The following is a 16,413-nucleotide window of genomic DNA, read 5'->3' on the forward strand; positions in this document are numbered from 1 at the left end:
GGAGGGCTGGAAGGAGTTCCAGGCCAGAAAGCGAGGCGCCAACCTCAGGCTCTCCATCAGCGATGTGTGAATCCGCTAGCCCGCAGAGGGGGGAGGGAAGAAGCCCGTGCTTCAATCTTTTCGGACATCTCTGCGGGGAGTGGATCCCGCACCCCTCAATCCCCGCGCAGTAACCCCGCCAGCTCCTCCGACAGCCCCACGCTCTCGGTCCGCGGCAGCGTCGCGCGCGCGCCGGCGAGGCCCGCTGCGGCGATGACCGCCCGCGCCCCGGCCTCGACCGAGCAGATCACCGGCACCGCCACCTGAGGCTGGACCCGCTCGGCGAGGCCGGCCAGCGCGGCGCCTCCGAGCACCACCACGTCGGCACCGTCGATCTCCGCTGAGGAGCGGCAGGCCTCGGCCAGGCGGCCGAGGGCGGTGTCGGGGTCGCGGGCGATCTCGCCGCCGGTCGGGGCCACGGTGCGGATGCCGGCGAGGCGCTCCGTGAGGCCGAGCATCGCCACGAACTCGGTCAGCATCGGCTTCCACAGCACGCCGCCGGTGACGATGCCGATGCGCCGGCCCCGGGTGCAGGCGAGATGCAGCGCGCCCTCCGCCATGCCGACGACCGGCACCGGCGAGACCTCCTTGAGGGCGAGCAAGCCCGGATCGCCGAAACACGCGAGGTAGACCGCGTCGCAAGCCCCGACATGCGTCGCCAGCGCGTCGAGGGCGGCGTGGCCGGCGATGGCCGCCGCGGCGCGGCTCGAAATATAGCGGGCGCCGAACCGGCCGGTGGCCGGCACGATCTCGGCCGGGACCAGACGCCGGACATACGCCGCCGCCTGCGCGGTGACGGCCTCGGTGGTGTTGGGGTTGATCAGCAGGATGCGCACGCGAGTCTCCCGGCGCATCCCGCCTATCACGCCGCTACTTCTCGACGAAGGCCTTCTCGATCACGTAGTGCCCGGCCTCGCCGTGGTTGCCCTCGACGTAATCGGCGTTCGCCAGCAGGTCGCGGGTGTCGCGGATCATGTCGGGGCTGCCGCAGAGCATGAAGCGGTCGGCCTCCCGCGTCATCATCGGCAGGCCGATATCGGCGAAGAGCTTGCCGGACGTCATCAGGTCGGTGATGCGGCCGCGGTTGCGGAACGGCTCGCGGGTCACGGTCGGGTAGTAGATCAGCTGGTCGCGGACCATGTCGCCGATCAGCTCGTGGTTCGGCAGCGTCTCGGTGATCGTCTCGCCGTAGGCGAGCTCCTGGACCTGGCGGCAGCCATGGACCAGGATCACCTTCTCGAAGCGCTCGTAGGTCTCCGGATCCTTGATGATCGCCAGGAACGGCGCGAGGCCGGTGCCGGTGCCGAGCAGGTAGAGGTGGCGGCCGGGCATCAGGTTGTCGAGCACCAGGGTGCCGGTGGCCTTGCGGCTGACCACGATCGGGTCGCCGACCTTCAGGTGCTGCAGCTTCGAGGTGAGCGGGCCGTTGGCCACCTTGATGGAGAAGAACTCCAGCTCCTCCTCGTAATTGGCGCTGACCACGCTGTAGGCGCGGAGCAGCGGCTTGGCGCCCTCGCCCTTGAGGCCGATCATGGTGAACTCGCCGTTGCGGAAGCGGAACGACGGGTCGCGGGTGGTGCGGAAGCTGAAGAGCGAATCCGTCCAGTGATGGACGGACAGGACGCGCTCCTCGTTGAAGTTGCTCATCGTGCCAGGAATCCTGAAGGCGTTCGACGGGTCGGCGGTTCTCGATTTGGGAGAGGTCATCTCGCAGGTGCGGCATCGCCGTCAAGGCGTCGCCGCACAAGCGAGGTCTGCGTGGCCGTCAAGCCGCAGGGACAACCAGCTGTTCTTCGGAATGCTTCTAAGCATCATTCGCCGAAGCGGTCACCGGTTCGGCGGCGAAAATGATGCAAAAACAAGAAACCAAGCAGAGTTGCCCCGGGGCAACTCTGCTTAGGTAGCAAGCACTCACGCCATCCCCGTCGCATCCGCCACGAGGTGCAGGGTGGCGCGCAGCCCGGTCATCAGCCCGGCCTCGTCGACGGTGAAGCGCGGCGAGTGGTTGGGTGCGGCCTTCGCCGGATCGGTGCCCGGCGGGGTGATGCCGACGAAGTAGAAGAAGCCGGGCGCCGCCTTCGCGAAGTACGGGAAGTCCTCGCTCGCCATGGCGGGATCGACGAGCCGGGCCTGATCGCCGAGGAGGCGCGCCAGGGTCGGGGCGCACCGGGCGGTGAGCGCGACGTCGTTGTGGAGCGTCGGGTAGCCGTTCTCGTCCCAGGTCACCTCGGCCTTCCCGTTCATGCCGGTCGCGATCGACTGGGCGATCTCGGTGACCCGGCGCTTGGCGGTGGCGCGCTGCGCCTCGCCGAAGGTTCTCAGCGTGCCCTCCAGCTCGGCGGTCTCCGGGATGATATTGTTGCGCAAGCCCCCCTTGAAGATGCCGACGCTGAGCACCGCGGGGCTGCGCGCCACGTCGGTCTCGCGGCTGACGACGGTCTGGAGCGTCGTGACGATGGTCGAGCCGATCACGATCGGGTCGACGCCGTTCCACGGCATGGCGCCGTGGGTCTGGCGCCCGGTCACCTTGATCTGGAAGCGGTCCGCCCCCGCCATGGCGTTGCCGGGCCGGTAGCCGATGGTGCCGGTCGGCAGCGCGCTCGAGACGTGCAGGCCGAACACCATGTCGGGCGTGGGGTCGCGCATCGCGCCCTCGTCGACCATCAGGCGGGCGCCGCAGACGCCCTCGCCCACCGTGCCCTCCTCGGCCGGCTGGAACAGCAGCTTGATCGTGCCGGGCAGGCGGTCGCGGTGGGCCGAGAGCACCTGCGCCGCCGCCATCAGGATCGCCACGTGGCAATCGTGGCCGCAGGCATGCATCACGCCGACCTGCTGGCCGCCCCACTCGGCCCGGGCCTTCGAGGCGAAGGGCAGATCGACCTCCTCGCGCACCGGCAGCGCGTCCATGTCGGCCCGGAGCGCGACGACCGGGCCCGGGCCGCCCCCACCCTTCAGCACGGCGACGATGCCGGTGCGGCCGACGCCCTCGCGCACCGCGTAGCCGAGGCCCTGCAGGTGCTTCGCCACCAGAGCAGCGGTGCGGCGCTCGCGGTTGCCGAGCTCCGGATTGGCGTGGATGTCGCGCCGCCAGGCGATCATCGCCGCCTCGACCTGCCGCGCCGCGGCGTCGAGTTCGGCATGGACCGGCCGGGCGGGGGCGGGAGCGGCCTGCGCCGCGGCGCTCCTCGGCAGGAAGGCCAGGGCCGCGCAGGTGCAGGCGCCCTTGAGCCACGCGCGCCGCGCCGGCTCGACGGGCAGGCTCTCGGCCCGAAAACCTCTCGCCGCGCGCAATCCGATGCGAAGCATGGCAACCCTCCCGTCTCCGGCCCGCTTGCCGCAGGTCCGCGAGGGGCCAGGATACGCCCGGTCCGGGGCTTCGGGCCAGCGGCGGACGGCTTGCACCGCGCCCGGCCTGCCGCCATGACGGGTGCCTATACTCCCCACCCCCTCTTTGCGACGAGGCCGGCATGATCGAAGCGGCGATGATCTGGAACGAGCCCAACAACAAGTCGCACTGGGATCCCGAGATCGATCCGGGCTGGTCGCTCTTCGCCGACACGCTCGATTGCGCGGCGCGGGCGGTCAAGGCGGAGGCGCCGCACCTGCCGACGGTGCTGGGCGGCCTCTCGCCGATCGACCCGACCTTCATCCGGATGCTCGACGGGAGGGGCGCCCTCGACCACGTCGACGTGGTGGCGGTGCACGGCTTCCCGCTCGACTGGAACCTCTGGCAGATCGACGAGTGGCCGAAGAAGATCGCCGAGATCCGCGCGGTGACGGACAAGCCGATCTGGGTCACCGAGGTCGGCGTCTCGACCTTCGGGGCCGAGGAGGTCCAGGTCTTCGGGATCGACCGCACCGCCGAATTGCTGGTCGGCCGGGCGCCGCGGATCCACTGGTACAGCCTCTACGACCTGCCGCAGGCCTGGGGCGCCACCACCCGGCACCGGGAGGCGGAGGGCTCCTCCTACTACCGCCACTTCTATATGGGGCTGTTGCGCGAGGACGGCACGCCGAAGCCGGCGCTCGAGCATTTCGCCCGCCACACCCCGGCGCTCGGGCTGTGCCAGTGGTTCCACTACCAGGATCACCGCCTCGACGAGGCGGTGGCCTGGATGCGGCGGCTCGGGGTGACCTACTTGCGCACCGGCCTGTCCTGGGCCGATTCGTTCCGGCCGGATGCCCTCGACTGGTTCGACAGGCAGATGGAGGCCCTGGCGGAGTTCGACGTGACCGTGACCTTCTGCTTCACCCCCGAGCACCGGGGCATCGCTCCCCACCACACCAGCCCGCCGCAGGTGAAGGAGGAATTCGCCGAGTTCTGCGCCGCGATGGTCCGGCGCTATGCCGGAATGATCCGGCCCGGCCCGGCCCTCGGGCCGCAACCGGCGATCTGACCCGCGATGACGGCCATCGCCCCGACCTCGCCGGCCGCTCAAAGCTTCCTGGCGGCCCTCGCCGATCCGGCCTGCGGGCCGGTTCCGGCGGATCACGTTGCGCTCGTCGTCGCCCACCCGGACGACGAGAGCATCGGCTGCGGCGCGCAGCTGCCGCGCCTCGCGGGCCTCACGGTGATCCACGCCACCGACGGCGCGCCCCGCGACGGGCGGGACGCCGCGCGTCGCGGCTTTCCCGATCCCGCTGTCTACGCGGCCGCCCGCGCCCGGGAGCTCGACGCGGCCCTGACCCTCGCGGGCATCGAACAGGCGCGGCGCATCGCGCTGGGCTACCCCGACGGGGGCGTGGCGGAGGCGATCGCGCCCCTCGCCCGGCGCCTGGCCGACCTCTTCACCGCGCGCGGCATCACGGTGGCGCTGACGCACGCCCATGAGGGCGGCCACCCGGACCACGACGCGGTGGCCCTCGGCCTCAGGGGCGCCCGCCGGCTCCTCGGGCCGGAGCGCCTCGCGGTGATCGAGATGCCGTTCTACCATGCCGGCCCGGACGGGTTCGACGCCGGCAGCTTCCTACCCACCGACCCGCCGCGCCGGGCGATCGCGCTCCATCTCGATCCGGAGGATTGCGCCTTCAAGGCCGCGCTCTTCGCCGCCCATGCCAGCCAGGCCGCGACCCTGAACCAGGTGCCGATCGCGCTGGAGCGTTTTCGCGAGGCGCCGGAGGGCGGGTTCGGGGTGCTGCCGAATGGCGGGCGGCTGCTCTACGGAGCCACGGGCACCGGACCGACCGGGGAGCGGTTCCGGGCGCTGGCCGAGACGGCGGAGCGGGAGATCGGCTGAACGGTCAGTGCCCGCTGCCCGCCGGCATGGCGCGGTAGAACGCGACGACGTCGCGATAATCCTGGTCGACCGGCGCGACCGGCACGGCGAGGCGCACAGCCAGGCCCGCGAGGCCGGTGAGCAGGGCGAGGACGAGGCAGGCGCGCAGCGACGTGGAAGGGGACATGGCGCGGGGGGTGCCAGAAACGCCGCCCGGCGTAAAGCGTCCCCCTCGCAGCGGCTCACCTGCGGCAGCCATCGCGAAAACAGGTACGGCCGGGCCGATCCACGGCCTTGAGCAAAGCGAGGGGGCGGAGCTCAACTCAAGGTCGCGGCCGGCCCGGCCGCATGTCCAGCAACCTACCGGAGGGGTGATGAATGTCAACATTCGTCACTCGCCAGCGGCGCCCCGATGGTGCCTGGTGTGCGCCAGCGCACAAAGTCGTTTCGTGTCCGAGTCTTTCCGACTTCTTGCGCTTGAATGTCGGCGGCGCGTACAGGGCTGGTCCGTGGAGCCAGTCGGCGGCGGTAATATCGGTCTCTTCGCTGTGACGTTGCGGCGGATACGGCCGAGGTTCGGCGCCGTTGCTGCCGAGTCTCGCGGAGAGGCTGGGGGAGAACCTCGATACCCGCGGGCCTCTCTCTCGATCCCGTAGGTGCCGGCTCCCGGCGGCGGGCCGGTCGCTGTGAAGCAATCATCAGAGTCTGTTCGACGGATGGGAAAATTTCATCCCACTCACGACCTCATCCTGAGGTGTTAGTCGATTGAAAATCGACTGACCTCGAAGGAGGCCTCCAGCTATCGCTGAGGTGTCTGGAAGCCTCCTTCGAGGCTCCCGTTGGTCGCACCTCAGGATGAGGTCGCGGGTGGGAAAGGGAAGCGTCTCTTTGTTCTGCTTCTGCAAGTCAAACAGGCTCTCCACGTCATCCCGGGGCTCGCCGAAGGTGAGAACCCGGGATCCATAACCGCTGACGCTTCAGAAAGCAGCGGAACGCTGACCACGTCGTTCTGCACGTTCGGCGGTTATGGATCCCGGGTTCCGCTGCGCGGCCCCGGGATGACGGGGAGGGTTGCAAGACGGTCTGCCAACCCAAGAGGGTTGACCGGAGATCATCGTTCGAGGGGGACGCGGCACCAGGATGCAGACGCGAAGACGGCCCCGCCGCGTCGCCGCGACAGGGCCGGTGATCGCGAGTCCGTGACCGCGTCAGGCCGCCTGGATGTCGCGCAGGAAGCCGTCGACCTCCTGCTTCACGGTGAGAGACTGCGTGGCGAGGTCGGCGGCGGCCATCAGCACCTGGGAGGCGGCGCTACCGGTCTCGCCGGCGGAGCCGAGAACGCCGGCCATCGCGGCGGTCACGTCCTGGGTGCTGCGGGCCGCCTGCGAGGCGTTGCGCGAGATCTCGGCCGTGGCGGCGGTCTGCTCCGTCACCGTCGCGGCGATCATGCCGCTGATCTCGTTGATCGTCGCGATGGTCTGGCCGATCTGCCCGATGGCGCCCGCCGCCTGACCGGTGGCCGCCTGGATCGCGTTGATCTGCCCGCCGATCTCCACGGTCGCCCGGGAGGTCTGGGCGGCGAGCTCCTTCACCTCGGCGGCCACCACCGCGAAGCCGCGGCCGGCGGCTCCGGCGCGCGCGGCCTCGATCGTGGCGTTGAGGGCGAGCAGGTTGGTCTGGTCGGCGATGGCGGTGATCGTCGCGACGACGGCGCCGATCTGCGTGGCGGCGGCGCTCAGGCTGGTCATCGCGGCGTCGGTCGCCGCGGCCTCGCGGGTGGCGTTGCCCGCGACCTCGTTCGAGCGCAGCACCTGCCGCTCGATCTCCTGGAGCGAACTCACCATCTCCTCGGCGGCGGCCGCGACCATCTGGACGTTGGCCGCGGTCTGCTCGGCGGTGGTGCTGGAGGCCTGCGCCTGGGCGCTGGTGGTGTCGGCGACGCCCGTCATGGTGCGGGCCGTGGCGTCGAGCTCGGTCGCGGCCGAGGTGACGATCTCGAGCGAGCCCGCCACCCGGTGCTGGAAGCCCCGCACCAGCTGGTCGACCCGGTCGGCGCGGCGCTGGCGGGCGGATTGCTCGTCGCGCTGCTGCGCCTCCAGCTGCTCGCGGGCGATGGCGTTCTGGCGGAAGATCTCGACGGCTTCGGCCATCTCCCCCATCTCGTCGCGGGAATCGCGGGAGGGCACGGCGAGATCGGTCTCTCCTTGCGCCAGCCGCTTCATCGCGGCGGTCATCCCGCCGATCGGCCCGACGATGCTGCGGGCGATCAGGATCGCGAGGCCGGCGCCGAGGGACAGGGCGATGGCGATCAGGACGAGCTGGATCGTCCGTGTCCGGGCCGTCATCGCCAGGGTCTCGGCGGCGATCTCGCGGACCGCGTCCTCGACCTTGGCCCGCACCGTCCGGGTGGCCCCGTCGATCGCCGTCACCCGCGGCTTGATGCCGTTATCGTAGGCCTGCCGGCTCTCGCCCGCGGCGGCGGTGTAGGCCTGGAAGGCGGTGACGTAGGCGGCCAGCGCCTGCTCGGTCGCCCGGATCGCCGACGCGAAGGCGCCGGCGGCGTCGCTCCCGCGCAGGACCTTGAGGGCGGCCTCCGCCTTGCCCGCATTGGTCGCGAAGGTCGCCGGGCCGTTCGGGTCCTGCGTCGCCAGGAAGCGCCAGTTGGCGACCCGGACCAGCAGCACGGCGCTCTCGGTCGCGGCGGCCTGGAGCACCTGCGCATCACCGGCGCGGGCACGCATCTCGGCCACCATGGCGTTGCTCGCGCGGGTCAGCTCGTCGCCACCCTTGAACAGCGTGTCCTTGGCCGCGGCCATGCCGCGCCCCGCCGCCTCCAGGCGCTGCAGGTCGGGCTTCAGGTCGCGGGCCCGGTCGCGGATCTCGCCGTAGAGCTGGCGGCGGTCCTCGGCGATCGCCCGGCCGGCCATGCGATCGCCCGCCTCCTCGATGGAGCGGCGCTCCTCGTCGATTCCCGCGATCAGCTCCGACCGCGGCGAGAGCCGGTACTGCTCGGCTAGGCCCGACATCGTGCTCGTGGACACGGTCACGGCGAGGGCGGAGCGCGACAGGTCGTTGAGCAGCGCACGGCGCTCGTACTGCTCGGTGAGGCCGGCCTGCTGGATGATCGAGAAGCCGCCCAAGCCGGCGGCGATGATCATCAAGGATGCGAAACCGACGTAGAGGCGGGATCGGACGGTCAGCCTGCGCAACATGCCATTACCTGAATGTCATTATATTCGCGTGATGTAGGTAAATAATATGAATTGCGGGTTAATATATTACCTAGCGTATAACGCCCTGATGCAGAGTGGTCGCATTGCGATTTCTGGTTGTAGATCCGCTCCCGACCTCGATCACGGGGCCGCTGCCGTGGACAGGGGGCGGACGGCGCCACCCCATCTCGGCGCCGACACCCCTCCGCACCCTGACGGCATGGTCGCGCGGTGCCCAAAGCGGCGAGGGCGTCGCACGACCGGCGGCGCCTCACCCCGGCACCATCCCCTCCGGCAGCCCGGCGGCGTGATCCGCGACGTCTCCGGCGCGGGTGATCCACACCGCGTCGCGGTGTTGCGCGATATGCGCCAGCGCCCGGCGCAGCGGCCGCAGCCGGTGCGGCTGGCCGACGAGGTAGGGATGGAGCGCGATGCCCATCACCAGCGGTGCGGCCGACGCCGCTTCGCGCATCTCCTCGAAGGTGTCGACGATCATCTCGGCGAATTGCGCGCCGGAATCCTTGCGCCCGACGATGGAGGGGATGTCGTTCAGCTCCTGCGGATAGGGCACCGAGAGGATGCGCCCGCCGCCGCGGGTGGAGAACCAGGTCGGCTGGTCGTCGTGGCACCAGTCGAGGAGGTAGCGGTAGCCGGCCTCCGCCAGCAGGTCCGGAGTCGTGCGGCTCTGCGAGATCCAGGGGCCGAGCCAGCCCGCCGGGGGCCGGCCCTCCTCCTGGGTCAGGATCGCGGTGGCCTCGGCGATCAGGGCCCGTTCCTCGTCCTCGGCTAAGGTGCCCTGGCGCTCGGCGTTGCTGCGGCCATGCCCCACCACCTCGTCGCCGCGGGCACGAAACGCGTCCATCAGGCCGGGGCACTCGGCGTAGATGCGGCTGTTGACCAGCACCGAGGCCGGCAGGGACAGTTCGTCGAACATCTCAGCCAGGCGAAAGACCCCGACGCGGTTGCCCCAGTCGCGCCAGGCGTAGTTCAGCACGTCCGGCTGCGGCCCGCCCGGGGCCAGCTCGGCCCCGAGGCCGCCGCCGAAATCGAAGCACTCGACGTTGAGGGCGACGTAGACCGCCAGCCGCTTGCCCTCCGGCCAGTCGTAGGCGGGGCGCCGCGGCAGGGGGCTGTAGGCGTAGCGCCCGTGCGGGCGGGCCTCGTCGCTCATCCGTGTCTCCGTGGTCTCAAGGCTGTTTCGCGGGCGGCTCCGCCGGGGCGGCGGGCAGGAGGATGCCCGGGGCGATGGTGCCCTCGGGGCCGTACTCGCCGGCCACCGCCCGGCAGGCGGCGTCCCGGTTCTGCATCATCTGGTTCGACATCAGGGTGAAGATCGTCTGCACCTTGGCGCCGAACGGGCCGCGGGGCGGGCGCACGTCCTCGATCGACACCTGGTAGCGCGCGAGCAGCGCCTCGAACGGCGCAGTGCCGATGCGGTAGCCGCAGACATTGGCCGCCGCGAACACGTAGGCCGCCGTCTCCAGCGCCCGGGGCGGGGCTGCGTTGCGGATGCCCTGCGCGCCGGCCGCGCTGACGACGAGCGCGCCCGCGAGGGCGAGGAGCAGGGTCGGGCGCATGGCGGGGATCCTCCGGACGGGGCCGCACGGTCTGGAGCCGGGTTCGGCGTTCGGCACGGGTGCGAAGCTAGCGCGGCCGGCCGCCTGCGCCAGGGTGAGGGGGATCGGACCATCGTCCCCTCGCGCGCCCTTTCCCGGCCCGGTATGGGCGCAGAGGGATCGGGAAGCGGGCGATGGCTTTCGCACCAGCCGCGCAGCCGCGACCGGCTCCTTCAAAAAACTACCCACCAGTATTCGTCCCACCCATGGCCGCCTCCGCCCCCCGGCCTATCTGCCGTCCGACGCGACGATGGCCGGAGGCGCATGACCACGACCTTCTTCCTGGTGCGGCACGCCGCCCACGACCGGCTCGGCCGCGTCCTGTGCGGGCGGATGCCCGGGGTGACGCTCGGGCGCGAGGGGAGGGCGCAGGCCGAGGCGCTGGCCCTGCGGCTCTCGGCCGAGGGGCTGACGGCGGTCTACGCCTCGCCGCTGGAGCGGGCGCGGGAGACCGCCGAGCCGCTCGCGGCCCGGTCCGGGCTCGCGGTCGAGACCCTGCCGGCCCTGAACGAGATCGATTTCGGCACCTGGGCCGGGCGGAGCTTCGAGGCCCTGCACGGCGATCCCGTCTGGACCGGCTGGAACCAGGCCCGCCACGTCACCCGCCCGCCGGGGGGCGAGACGGCGGTGGAGGCGCAGGCCCGCGTGCTGCGGGGCCTGGAAGCCTTGCGCGCCCGCCACGGCGAGGCCCGCCTCGCCCTCGTCAGCCACGCCGACGTGATCAAGCTCGTGATCGCCCACGCCCTCGGGCTCGGGGCGGACGCGATGCAACGCTTCGAGATCGGCCCGGCCTCGGTGAGCGTGCTGGTGCTGGGCGCCTGGGGCGCCAAGGTCGAGAGCCTGAACGAGCGGGCCTTCCTGGGGAGCCACGCATGACCGACGACCCCCTGCGCGCCGAATCCCTCCGAGAACGCGCCGAGGCCCTGGGACCGTGGTTCCACAACATCGAGATCGCGCCCGGTGTGTTCACCGCGCCCGGCCACTTCCTCGGCGACTACCCGATGGTGAAGTGGCGCACCTTCGCCGACGCGGTGCCCCGCGACCTCACGGCCAAGACGGTGCTCGACATCGGCTGCAATGCCGGCTTCTACGCCGTCGAGATGAAGCGCCGCGGCGCAGCCCGGGTGCTCGGGATCGACGAGGACGAGCGCTACCTCGCCCAAGCCCGCTTCGTCGCCGAGGCGCTGGGCGCCGAGATCGAGTTCCGCAACCTCTCGGTCTACGACGTCGGGGCGCTGGGCGAGCGCTTCGACGTGGTGCTGTTCATGGGCGTGCTCTACCACCTGCGCCACCCGCTGCTCGCCCTCGACCTGATCCACGCCCACGTCGCCGGCGACCTGATGGTGTTCCAGTCGATGCAGCGGGGCGCGGGCGCGGTCGCGCCGGTTGCGGCGGATTACGACTTCTTCGACGCCGCCCCCTTCGACGACCCGGGCTACCCGAAGCTGCATTTCATCGAGCACCGTTACGCGGGCGACCCGACCAACTGGTGGGCGCCCAACCGCGCCTGCACCGAGGCGATGCTGCGGGCCTCCGGCTTCCGGATCGAGGCACATCCGGAAGAAGAGGTCTATCTCTGCCGCCGGACCGCGCTGCCGGTCGCGGGCCGGCCGGTCTATCCGGTGCGCCCGGAGACCTGAGCGGTACACGGGGCGGCCCCGCATCCTATAACGGCTTCGGGGCACGCGGCTTGCCACGCTCGCGGAGCCCTCGAGGATCCGCGCGCCCGTGACCCTTATCCCCCGATGAAGCCTCTCCCGATCCGCCGCGGCACCCTGCGCGAGCCGGGTCCCGACCTCGCCCGGCTGCCGGTGGCGCCGGACCTCGCCGGCATCAACGTCGCCGAGGGCCTGCGGGCGGCGGTCGCCTTCGCGAGCATCATCCTCATCGAATGGTGGCTGGCCTGGCCGCCGCTCCTCACCATGGCGCTCGCCGCCAACCTGACCTGCTTCTGCGACATCGGCGGGCCGATTCGGCCGCGGCTGCAGGCGCTCCTCGCCTTCGCGGGGCTCGGCGGCCTGTTCTGGGGCGCCTTCGGGGTGATGGAGGGCTACGGCCCGGCCCTGGTGCTGCCGGTGGCCCTCGTCGTCATCTTCGGCTGCACCTTCGCGCGGGTCTGGGGCGTGCCGGCCCAGACCGTCGGCAACGTGCTGGTGGTGGTGCTCTGCCTCGCCCTCGACCGGGCGCTCACGGTGGAGCAGGGCGCGGTCGTCGCCGCGATGTTCTGGGCCGGCGGGCTCTGGGCCACCTTCCTCGCCCTCGTCGTGTGGCGGCTCCACCCCTACCGGCCCGCCCATGCGGCGATCGGCGGCGTCTGGCGCGGCCTGTCGCGGCTCGCCCGCGACCTGCGCCGGCTCTCCGCTGATCCTCAAGGCACCGACCCCGCGGTCTGGGAGGCCCATGCCCGCGGCCACCGCCGGGCGGTGCGCGACGCCATCGAGGCCGCCCGCACCCTGGTGCTCGACCTCGCCCGCAGCCGCGCCCGCCTGTCGGAGCGCAACGCCCGGGCGCTGATCCGGCTGGAAGCCGCCGAGCAGCTGTTCGGCGTGATGATCGCCCTGTCGGACTACCTGGAGCGCGCCACCCCGGCGCAGCGGGTGGAGGCGGCCAAACTCCTGCGCCTGCTGCCGCCGATGCTGAAGATCCTGTCACGGGCGATCCGCCGCGACCGGCCGGTGGACTTGCGGCGCATCGAGCGGGCGCTCGCCCGGGCGAAGCCGGCTCCCGACGCCGACCCGGCCTATCGCCGGATGGCCGAGCGCATCCTCGACCGGGTGCGGATCGGCGCCAAGCTGTCGGGGCCGGAGGACCTGGCCGGCGGCGGGGGGCTCGCCGGCGCGCCGGCCCCGCCCTGGCGCGAGACGGTGTTGCAGCCGCTGCGCGCCAACCTGACCTGGTCCTCGGCGAACCTCCGCCACGCCGTGCGGGCGACCGTGGTGGCGCTGCCGGCGCTCGCCGTCACCTTCTGGTGGCCGGGCCCGTTCACCCACTGGCTCACCATCACGGTGGTGCTGACGATGCAGCCCTTCTACGCCGCCACCTGGCAGCGGGCGCTGGAGCGCATCGGCGGCACGGTGCTCGGCGGGGTGATCGGGGCGGTGCTCGCCTTCTACGCCACCTCGCCGCCGATCCTCGCCGCCATGATGGTCCCGCTCAGCGTGATCGGCTTCGCCGCGCGGGGTGTGAGCTACGGCACCTTCATCGCCTGCCTGACGCCCCTCGTGGTGGTGCTGGTGGAGCTCGTCGAGCCCGGCCACTCGTCCTGGGAGATCGTCGGGATGCGGGCCCTGTTCACGGTGCTGGGCGGCGCGGTGGCGGTGCTGGCGGGGCTGCTGCTCTGGCCGCTCTGGGAGCCGGGCCGGGTGCGCGACGCGCTCCGCGCCGCGCTGACGACCCATGCCCGCTACGCCGAGGCGGTGGTGGCGGAGCGCTTGCGGGAAGGCACCCCCGCCGCCGCCGAGGCCGCGGCCCGGGCGGCGGGCCTCGCCAGCAACAACCTCGAGGCGGCGCTCTCCCGCGCGCTGCAGGAACCGCGCCGGCGCGGCCGCTCCCGCATCGAGGCCGCGATGGTCGCCGACGCCACCCTGCGCCGCATGGCCGGGCGCCTGGCGATCCTGCGCCACGAGCCCGAGCCGGCGGAGGCGGACGCCGCGACTTGGCGGGCCTGGCGCGACTGGCTCGCGGGCGCGCTCGCCCGCACCGCGAGCGGCGAGCGGCTGCCGCCGAAACCGGACGGGCCGGACTCGGCGGCGTTCGGGCGCATCGCGGCCCAGGTCGAGCTCCTGGCCGGGACCTTGAAGCGGGCGGGGATCGGCGGCCCTACGCCGCCCTGACCTCTCCCAGGAACGCCCCCACCGCCGCGCTCATCGCCGCCGCCTGCCGGCCGAGGTCCTGGGTGGAGCCGGTGACGCGGGACGCGGCCTCGGCGGTGCCGCCGGCATCCTCGCGCACCCGGTCGATCAGGCGGGCGACCTCGTCGGTGCCGGCGCTGACGTCGCGGGTGCTGCGGGCGATCTCGGCGGTGGCGGCGCTCTGCTCCTCGACCGCGGCGGAGATCATCGCGCTGCTCTCGCTGACCCGTCCGATCGTCTCGCGGATGCGCGCGATCGCCTCGACCGAGCCGCCCGCCGCCGCCCGCATGGCATCGATCTGGCCGGCGATCGTCCCGGTCGCCCGGGCGGTCTGCTGCGCCAGCGCCTTCACCTCGGCGGCGACCACCGCGAAGCCCCGTCCCGCCGCCCCGGCGCGGGAGGCCTCGATCGTGGCGTTCAGCGCCAGGAGGTTGGTCTGGCTGGCGATGCCGGTGATCAGCGTCACTACCTCGCCGACCTGCGCCACCGCCCCGGCGAGCGCCGTCACCCGCGCCGCCACCGCGTCGGACTGCGCCACCGCGTCCTCCGCCACCGCGTGGGAGCGGCCGACCTCGCCGGCGATCTCGGCGATGGCGGCCCGCAGCTGCTCGGCGGAGCGCGCCACCTGCTCGGTCCCGGCCGAGGCCTCGGTCACCGCCGCCGCGACGGCGGTCGCCGCCTCGGTCGAGCGCGCGGCGTTGCGCGACAGGGCGCCCACGGTGCCGTCGAGGGCGAGCGCCTGGTCGGCGACCGCGCCGATCGCCGCCCCGACGCGCTCCTCGAAGGCCTGGGCCAGGGCGGCGGTGGTGCTGCGGCGGCTCGCCTGCTCGGCGGCCGCGTAGGTCTCGAGCAGCATTTCGAGGTCGAGCCACGCCGCCCGGCTGAGGGCGCCCTGGAGCGCCGCCGCATCCTTCCGACCGAGCAGCCGGCGCGGGCCGGCGAGACCGAGCGCCTCGGCGAGCCCCGCCGACACCGTGGCGTGGCAGATCGCGACCGCGTAGGCCGGCACCCGCCGGGCGTAGAAGACCGAGGCCAGCCGCTCGGCGGAGGCCGTGAAGTCTGGCCCGAAATCGCCGCTCACCACCCGCACCCAGTGCGCGACCCGGGCCGCGTGCACCTCCGGGTCACGCAGGGCGTCCTGGATCTCGGGCCACTCCCCGAAGCGGGCGTTCCACTCGGCGAGCAGCCCCGGCAGGCGCTCGCGCGCGAAGCCGGCAAGGCCGCGCAGGCGGGTCCGGTCGTCCTCCGTGAGGCCGAAGGTGGCGAAGCGCCGGCTCTGCGCGGCGGTGACGACCGTCTGATCCATGGCTCAGTTGCACCTGCTCGGGTACACAACTGATGCGAGTAGTTCGATAATTTTCGGTTATCGCCGATCGATTGGGCCGCTAATCGTTGCCTGTGAGGTCGTCCGGGCCGCCCGCGAGGCTGCGGGCGCAGGCGGCGACCTGCCGGCGCAGCCAGGCATGGCCCGGATGGCGCTCGACCCGCCGGGCCCAGACCAGGACCGAGGCGGTGACCGGCAGGTCCGGATCCGCCGGCAGGGGCGCGCAGGCGACCGGATGCACCGTCGCGAGGGTGCGGGCGATCCGCCCGGCCATCACCGCCACCAGGTCGGAGCGGGCGAGGATCGGCGCCGCCGACAGGAACGGCGCCGCCATCGCGATGCGGCGCGGACCCAAGGCCCGGCGCAACAGGATCGCGTCGAGGAAGCCGACATCGTCGCCGGTCGAGGAGACGACGAGATGCGCGAGATCCGCGAGACGCTCGTAGGTGAGGGGCGAGGCGAAGGCCGGGTGCCCGCGCCGCGCGACGACTGCGAACCCGTCCCGGATCAGCGTGGTGGTGCCGAAGCGCTCGCCCTCGGCCCGGCCGGCGCCGACGATGCCGAGATCGACGTCGCCGCGATCGAGCAGGTCGTCGACCCGCACCGTGCCGCTCGGGCTCATGTGCAGGCTCAGGGACGGCGCCCGCTGGCCGATCCACTCGGCGATCGGCGCCGCCAGCACCACCGCGGCGGTGTTGTTGAGCACCAGGCGGAAGCGCGCATCGGACGTGGCCGGGTCGAACCGGTCCGGGTGCAGCGCCCCCTCGATCTCGGCCAGCGCCCGACGCACCGGCTCTGCGAGGTCGAGGGCGCGGGGCGTCGGGCTCATGCCCTCCGGCCCGCGCATGAACAACTCGTCACCGAGGGCCCGGCGCAGGCGCTGGAGCGCGTGGCTCACCGCCGATTGGCTCAGGCCCAGCCGCTCGCCGGCGCGCGTCACGTGGCGCTCGCGCATGATCGCGTCGAACACGATGAGCAGCTTGAAGTCGAACGCGTCCCAGTTCACGGGCGCGGGTTGTAGCCGAGGGAAGTGGTGGCGGATAGGTGGGGCGCATGAACCCTCCCCCCTCTGCGGGCAGGGCGATTGCATACGAGTAGATCTCGGATTGCGATGATGTGCTCGAACGGGTTTGATCGGACCGTCCCCCCAGGAGG

The 16,413-nt window shown here is 72.4% G+C and carries 14 protein-coding genes; 5 read left to right on the plus strand and 9 right to left on the minus strand.

Annotated elements, in window-relative coordinates; translation table 11 throughout:
- Positions 1-155: 155 nt before the first annotated feature.
- The 3 genes from ABZT49_RS28865 to ABZT49_RS28875 all read right to left on the minus strand — a co-directional run bounded on the left by ABZT49_RS28865 (position 156) and on the right by ABZT49_RS28875 (position 3,345).
- A complete protein-coding gene (locus ABZT49_RS28865; RefSeq protein ID WP_355291270.1) occupies positions 156-875 on the minus strand; it encodes an aspartate/glutamate racemase family protein in 720 nt (239 codons plus the stop codon).
- 34 nt (positions 876-909) lie between these two features.
- Positions 910-1,686 carry a ferredoxin--NADP reductase gene (locus ABZT49_RS28870; RefSeq protein ID WP_355291271.1) on the minus strand — a complete coding sequence of 259 codons (777 nt, stop codon included), beginning with the start codon at positions 1,684-1,686 and terminating at the stop codon, positions 910-912.
- 264 nt (positions 1,687-1,950) lie between these two features.
- Complete coding sequence (locus tag ABZT49_RS28875) at positions 1,951-3,345, minus strand: amidohydrolase (RefSeq protein ID WP_355291273.1); 1,395 nt, start codon at positions 3,343-3,345, stop codon at positions 1,951-1,953.
- Positions 3,346-3,506: 161 nt separating this feature from the next.
- Between ABZT49_RS28875 and ABZT49_RS28880 the strand changes: the two genes are divergently transcribed.
- Both ABZT49_RS28880 and ABZT49_RS28885 read left to right on the plus strand, forming a co-directional pair.
- Positions 3,507-4,436 carry a beta-xylosidase gene (locus tag ABZT49_RS28880; protein WP_355291275.1) on the plus strand — a complete coding sequence of 310 codons (930 nt, stop codon included), beginning with the start codon at positions 3,507-3,509 and terminating at the stop codon, positions 4,434-4,436.
- 6 nt (positions 4,437-4,442) lie between these two features.
- Positions 4,443-5,276 (plus strand): PIG-L family deacetylase, encoded by an 834-nt coding sequence (locus ABZT49_RS28885; RefSeq protein ID WP_355291277.1) that lies wholly within the window; start codon positions 4,443-4,445, stop codon positions 5,274-5,276.
- Positions 5,277-5,280: 4 nt separating this feature from the next.
- Here ABZT49_RS28885 and ABZT49_RS28890 read toward each other — a convergent pair whose 3' ends face one another.
- From ABZT49_RS28890 to ABZT49_RS28905, 4 genes are all read right to left on the minus strand, one after another.
- Positions 5,281-5,442, minus strand: coding sequence for a hypothetical protein (locus ABZT49_RS28890; protein ID WP_355291279.1), 162 nt, complete (start codon positions 5,440-5,442; stop codon positions 5,281-5,283).
- 1,021 nt (positions 5,443-6,463) lie between these two features.
- Complete coding sequence (locus ABZT49_RS28895; protein ID WP_355291281.1) at positions 6,464-8,413, minus strand: methyl-accepting chemotaxis protein; 1,950 nt, start codon at positions 8,411-8,413, stop codon at positions 6,464-6,466.
- 325 nt (positions 8,414-8,738) lie between these two features.
- Entirely contained in the window at positions 8,739-9,638 is a 900-nt protein-coding gene (locus tag ABZT49_RS28900; RefSeq protein WP_355291283.1) for a polysaccharide deacetylase family protein, read from the minus strand.
- A gap of 16 nt (positions 9,639-9,654) precedes the next feature.
- The gene (locus tag ABZT49_RS28905; protein ID WP_355291285.1) at positions 9,655-10,044 is read right to left on the minus strand and encodes a hypothetical protein; all 390 of its coding nucleotides are present in this window, start codon (positions 10,042-10,044) and stop codon (positions 9,655-9,657) included.
- Positions 10,045-10,347: 303 nt separating this feature from the next.
- On the opposite strand from ABZT49_RS28905, the gene ABZT49_RS28910 reads away from it, so the two are divergent.
- The 3 genes from ABZT49_RS28910 (at position 10,348) to ABZT49_RS28920 (ending at position 13,916) form a co-directional block, all read left to right on the plus strand.
- Entirely contained in the window at positions 10,348-10,959 is a 612-nt protein-coding gene (locus ABZT49_RS28910; RefSeq protein ID WP_355291286.1) for a histidine phosphatase family protein, read from the plus strand.
- Positions 10,956-11,723 carry a TIGR04290 family methyltransferase gene (locus tag ABZT49_RS28915; RefSeq protein ID WP_355291288.1) on the plus strand — a complete coding sequence of 256 codons (768 nt, stop codon included), beginning with the start codon at positions 10,956-10,958 and terminating at the stop codon, positions 11,721-11,723. Before ABZT49_RS28910 ends, ABZT49_RS28915 begins: the two co-directional genes overlap by 4 nt.
- Before the next feature lie 105 nt (positions 11,724-11,828).
- The gene (locus ABZT49_RS28920; protein ID WP_355291290.1) at positions 11,829-13,916 is read left to right on the plus strand and encodes an FUSC family protein; all 2,088 of its coding nucleotides are present in this window, start codon (positions 11,829-11,831) and stop codon (positions 13,914-13,916) included.
- Here ABZT49_RS28920 and ABZT49_RS28925 read toward each other — a convergent pair.
- Positions 13,903-15,240 carry a globin-coupled sensor protein gene (locus tag ABZT49_RS28925; protein WP_355291292.1) on the minus strand — a complete coding sequence of 446 codons (1,338 nt, stop codon included), beginning with the start codon at positions 15,238-15,240 and terminating at the stop codon, positions 13,903-13,905. The two genes, ABZT49_RS28920 and ABZT49_RS28925, sit on opposite strands and share 14 nt — an antisense overlap.
- Positions 15,241-15,319: 79 nt before the next feature.
- Positions 15,320-16,264, minus strand: coding sequence for a LysR family transcriptional regulator (locus tag ABZT49_RS28930; protein WP_355291294.1), 945 nt, complete (start codon positions 16,262-16,264; stop codon positions 15,320-15,322).
- Between the last annotated feature and the right edge of the window lie 149 nt (positions 16,265-16,413).

This window comes from Methylobacterium sp. EM32, from assembly GCF_040593685.1.
Classification (GTDB): domain Bacteria; phylum Pseudomonadota; class Alphaproteobacteria; order Rhizobiales; family Beijerinckiaceae; genus Methylobacterium.

Bases quoted from the DNA above. Each gene is read 5' to 3' on its own strand.
- ABZT49_RS28870 (WP_355291271.1), bottom strand. From the start codon at position 1,686: ATGAGCAACTTCAACGAGGAGCGCGTCCTGTCCGTCCATCACTGGACG.
- ABZT49_RS28875 (WP_355291273.1), bottom strand. From the start codon at position 3,345: ATGCTTCGCATCGGATTGCGCGCGGCGAGAGGTTTTCGGGCCGAGAGC.
- ABZT49_RS28880 (WP_355291275.1), top strand. From the start codon at position 3,507: ATGATCGAAGCGGCGATGATCTGGAACGAGCCCAACAACAAGTCGCAC.
- ABZT49_RS28885 (WP_355291277.1), top strand. From the start codon at position 4,443: ATGACGGCCATCGCCCCGACCTCGCCGGCCGCTCAAAGCTTCCTGGCG.
- ABZT49_RS28890 (WP_355291279.1), bottom strand. From the start codon at position 5,442: ATGTCCCCTTCCACGTCGCTGCGCGCCTGCCTCGTCCTCGCCCTGCTC.
- ABZT49_RS28895 (WP_355291281.1), bottom strand. From the start codon at position 8,413: ATGATCATCGCCGCCGGCTTGGGCGGCTTCTCGATCATCCAGCAGGCC.
- ABZT49_RS28900 (WP_355291283.1), bottom strand. From the start codon at position 9,638: ATGAGCGACGAGGCCCGCCCGCACGGGCGCTACGCCTACAGCCCCCTG.
- ABZT49_RS28905 (WP_355291285.1), bottom strand. From the start codon at position 10,044: ATGCGCCCGACCCTGCTCCTCGCCCTCGCGGGCGCGCTCGTCGTCAGC.
- ABZT49_RS28910 (WP_355291286.1), top strand. From the start codon at position 10,348: ATGACCACGACCTTCTTCCTGGTGCGGCACGCCGCCCACGACCGGCTC.
- ABZT49_RS28915 (WP_355291288.1), top strand. From the start codon at position 10,956: ATGACCGACGACCCCCTGCGCGCCGAATCCCTCCGAGAACGCGCCGAG.
- ABZT49_RS28920 (WP_355291290.1), top strand. From the start codon at position 11,829: ATGAAGCCTCTCCCGATCCGCCGCGGCACCCTGCGCGAGCCGGGTCCC.
- ABZT49_RS28925 (WP_355291292.1), bottom strand. From the start codon at position 15,240: ATGGATCAGACGGTCGTCACCGCCGCGCAGAGCCGGCGCTTCGCCACC.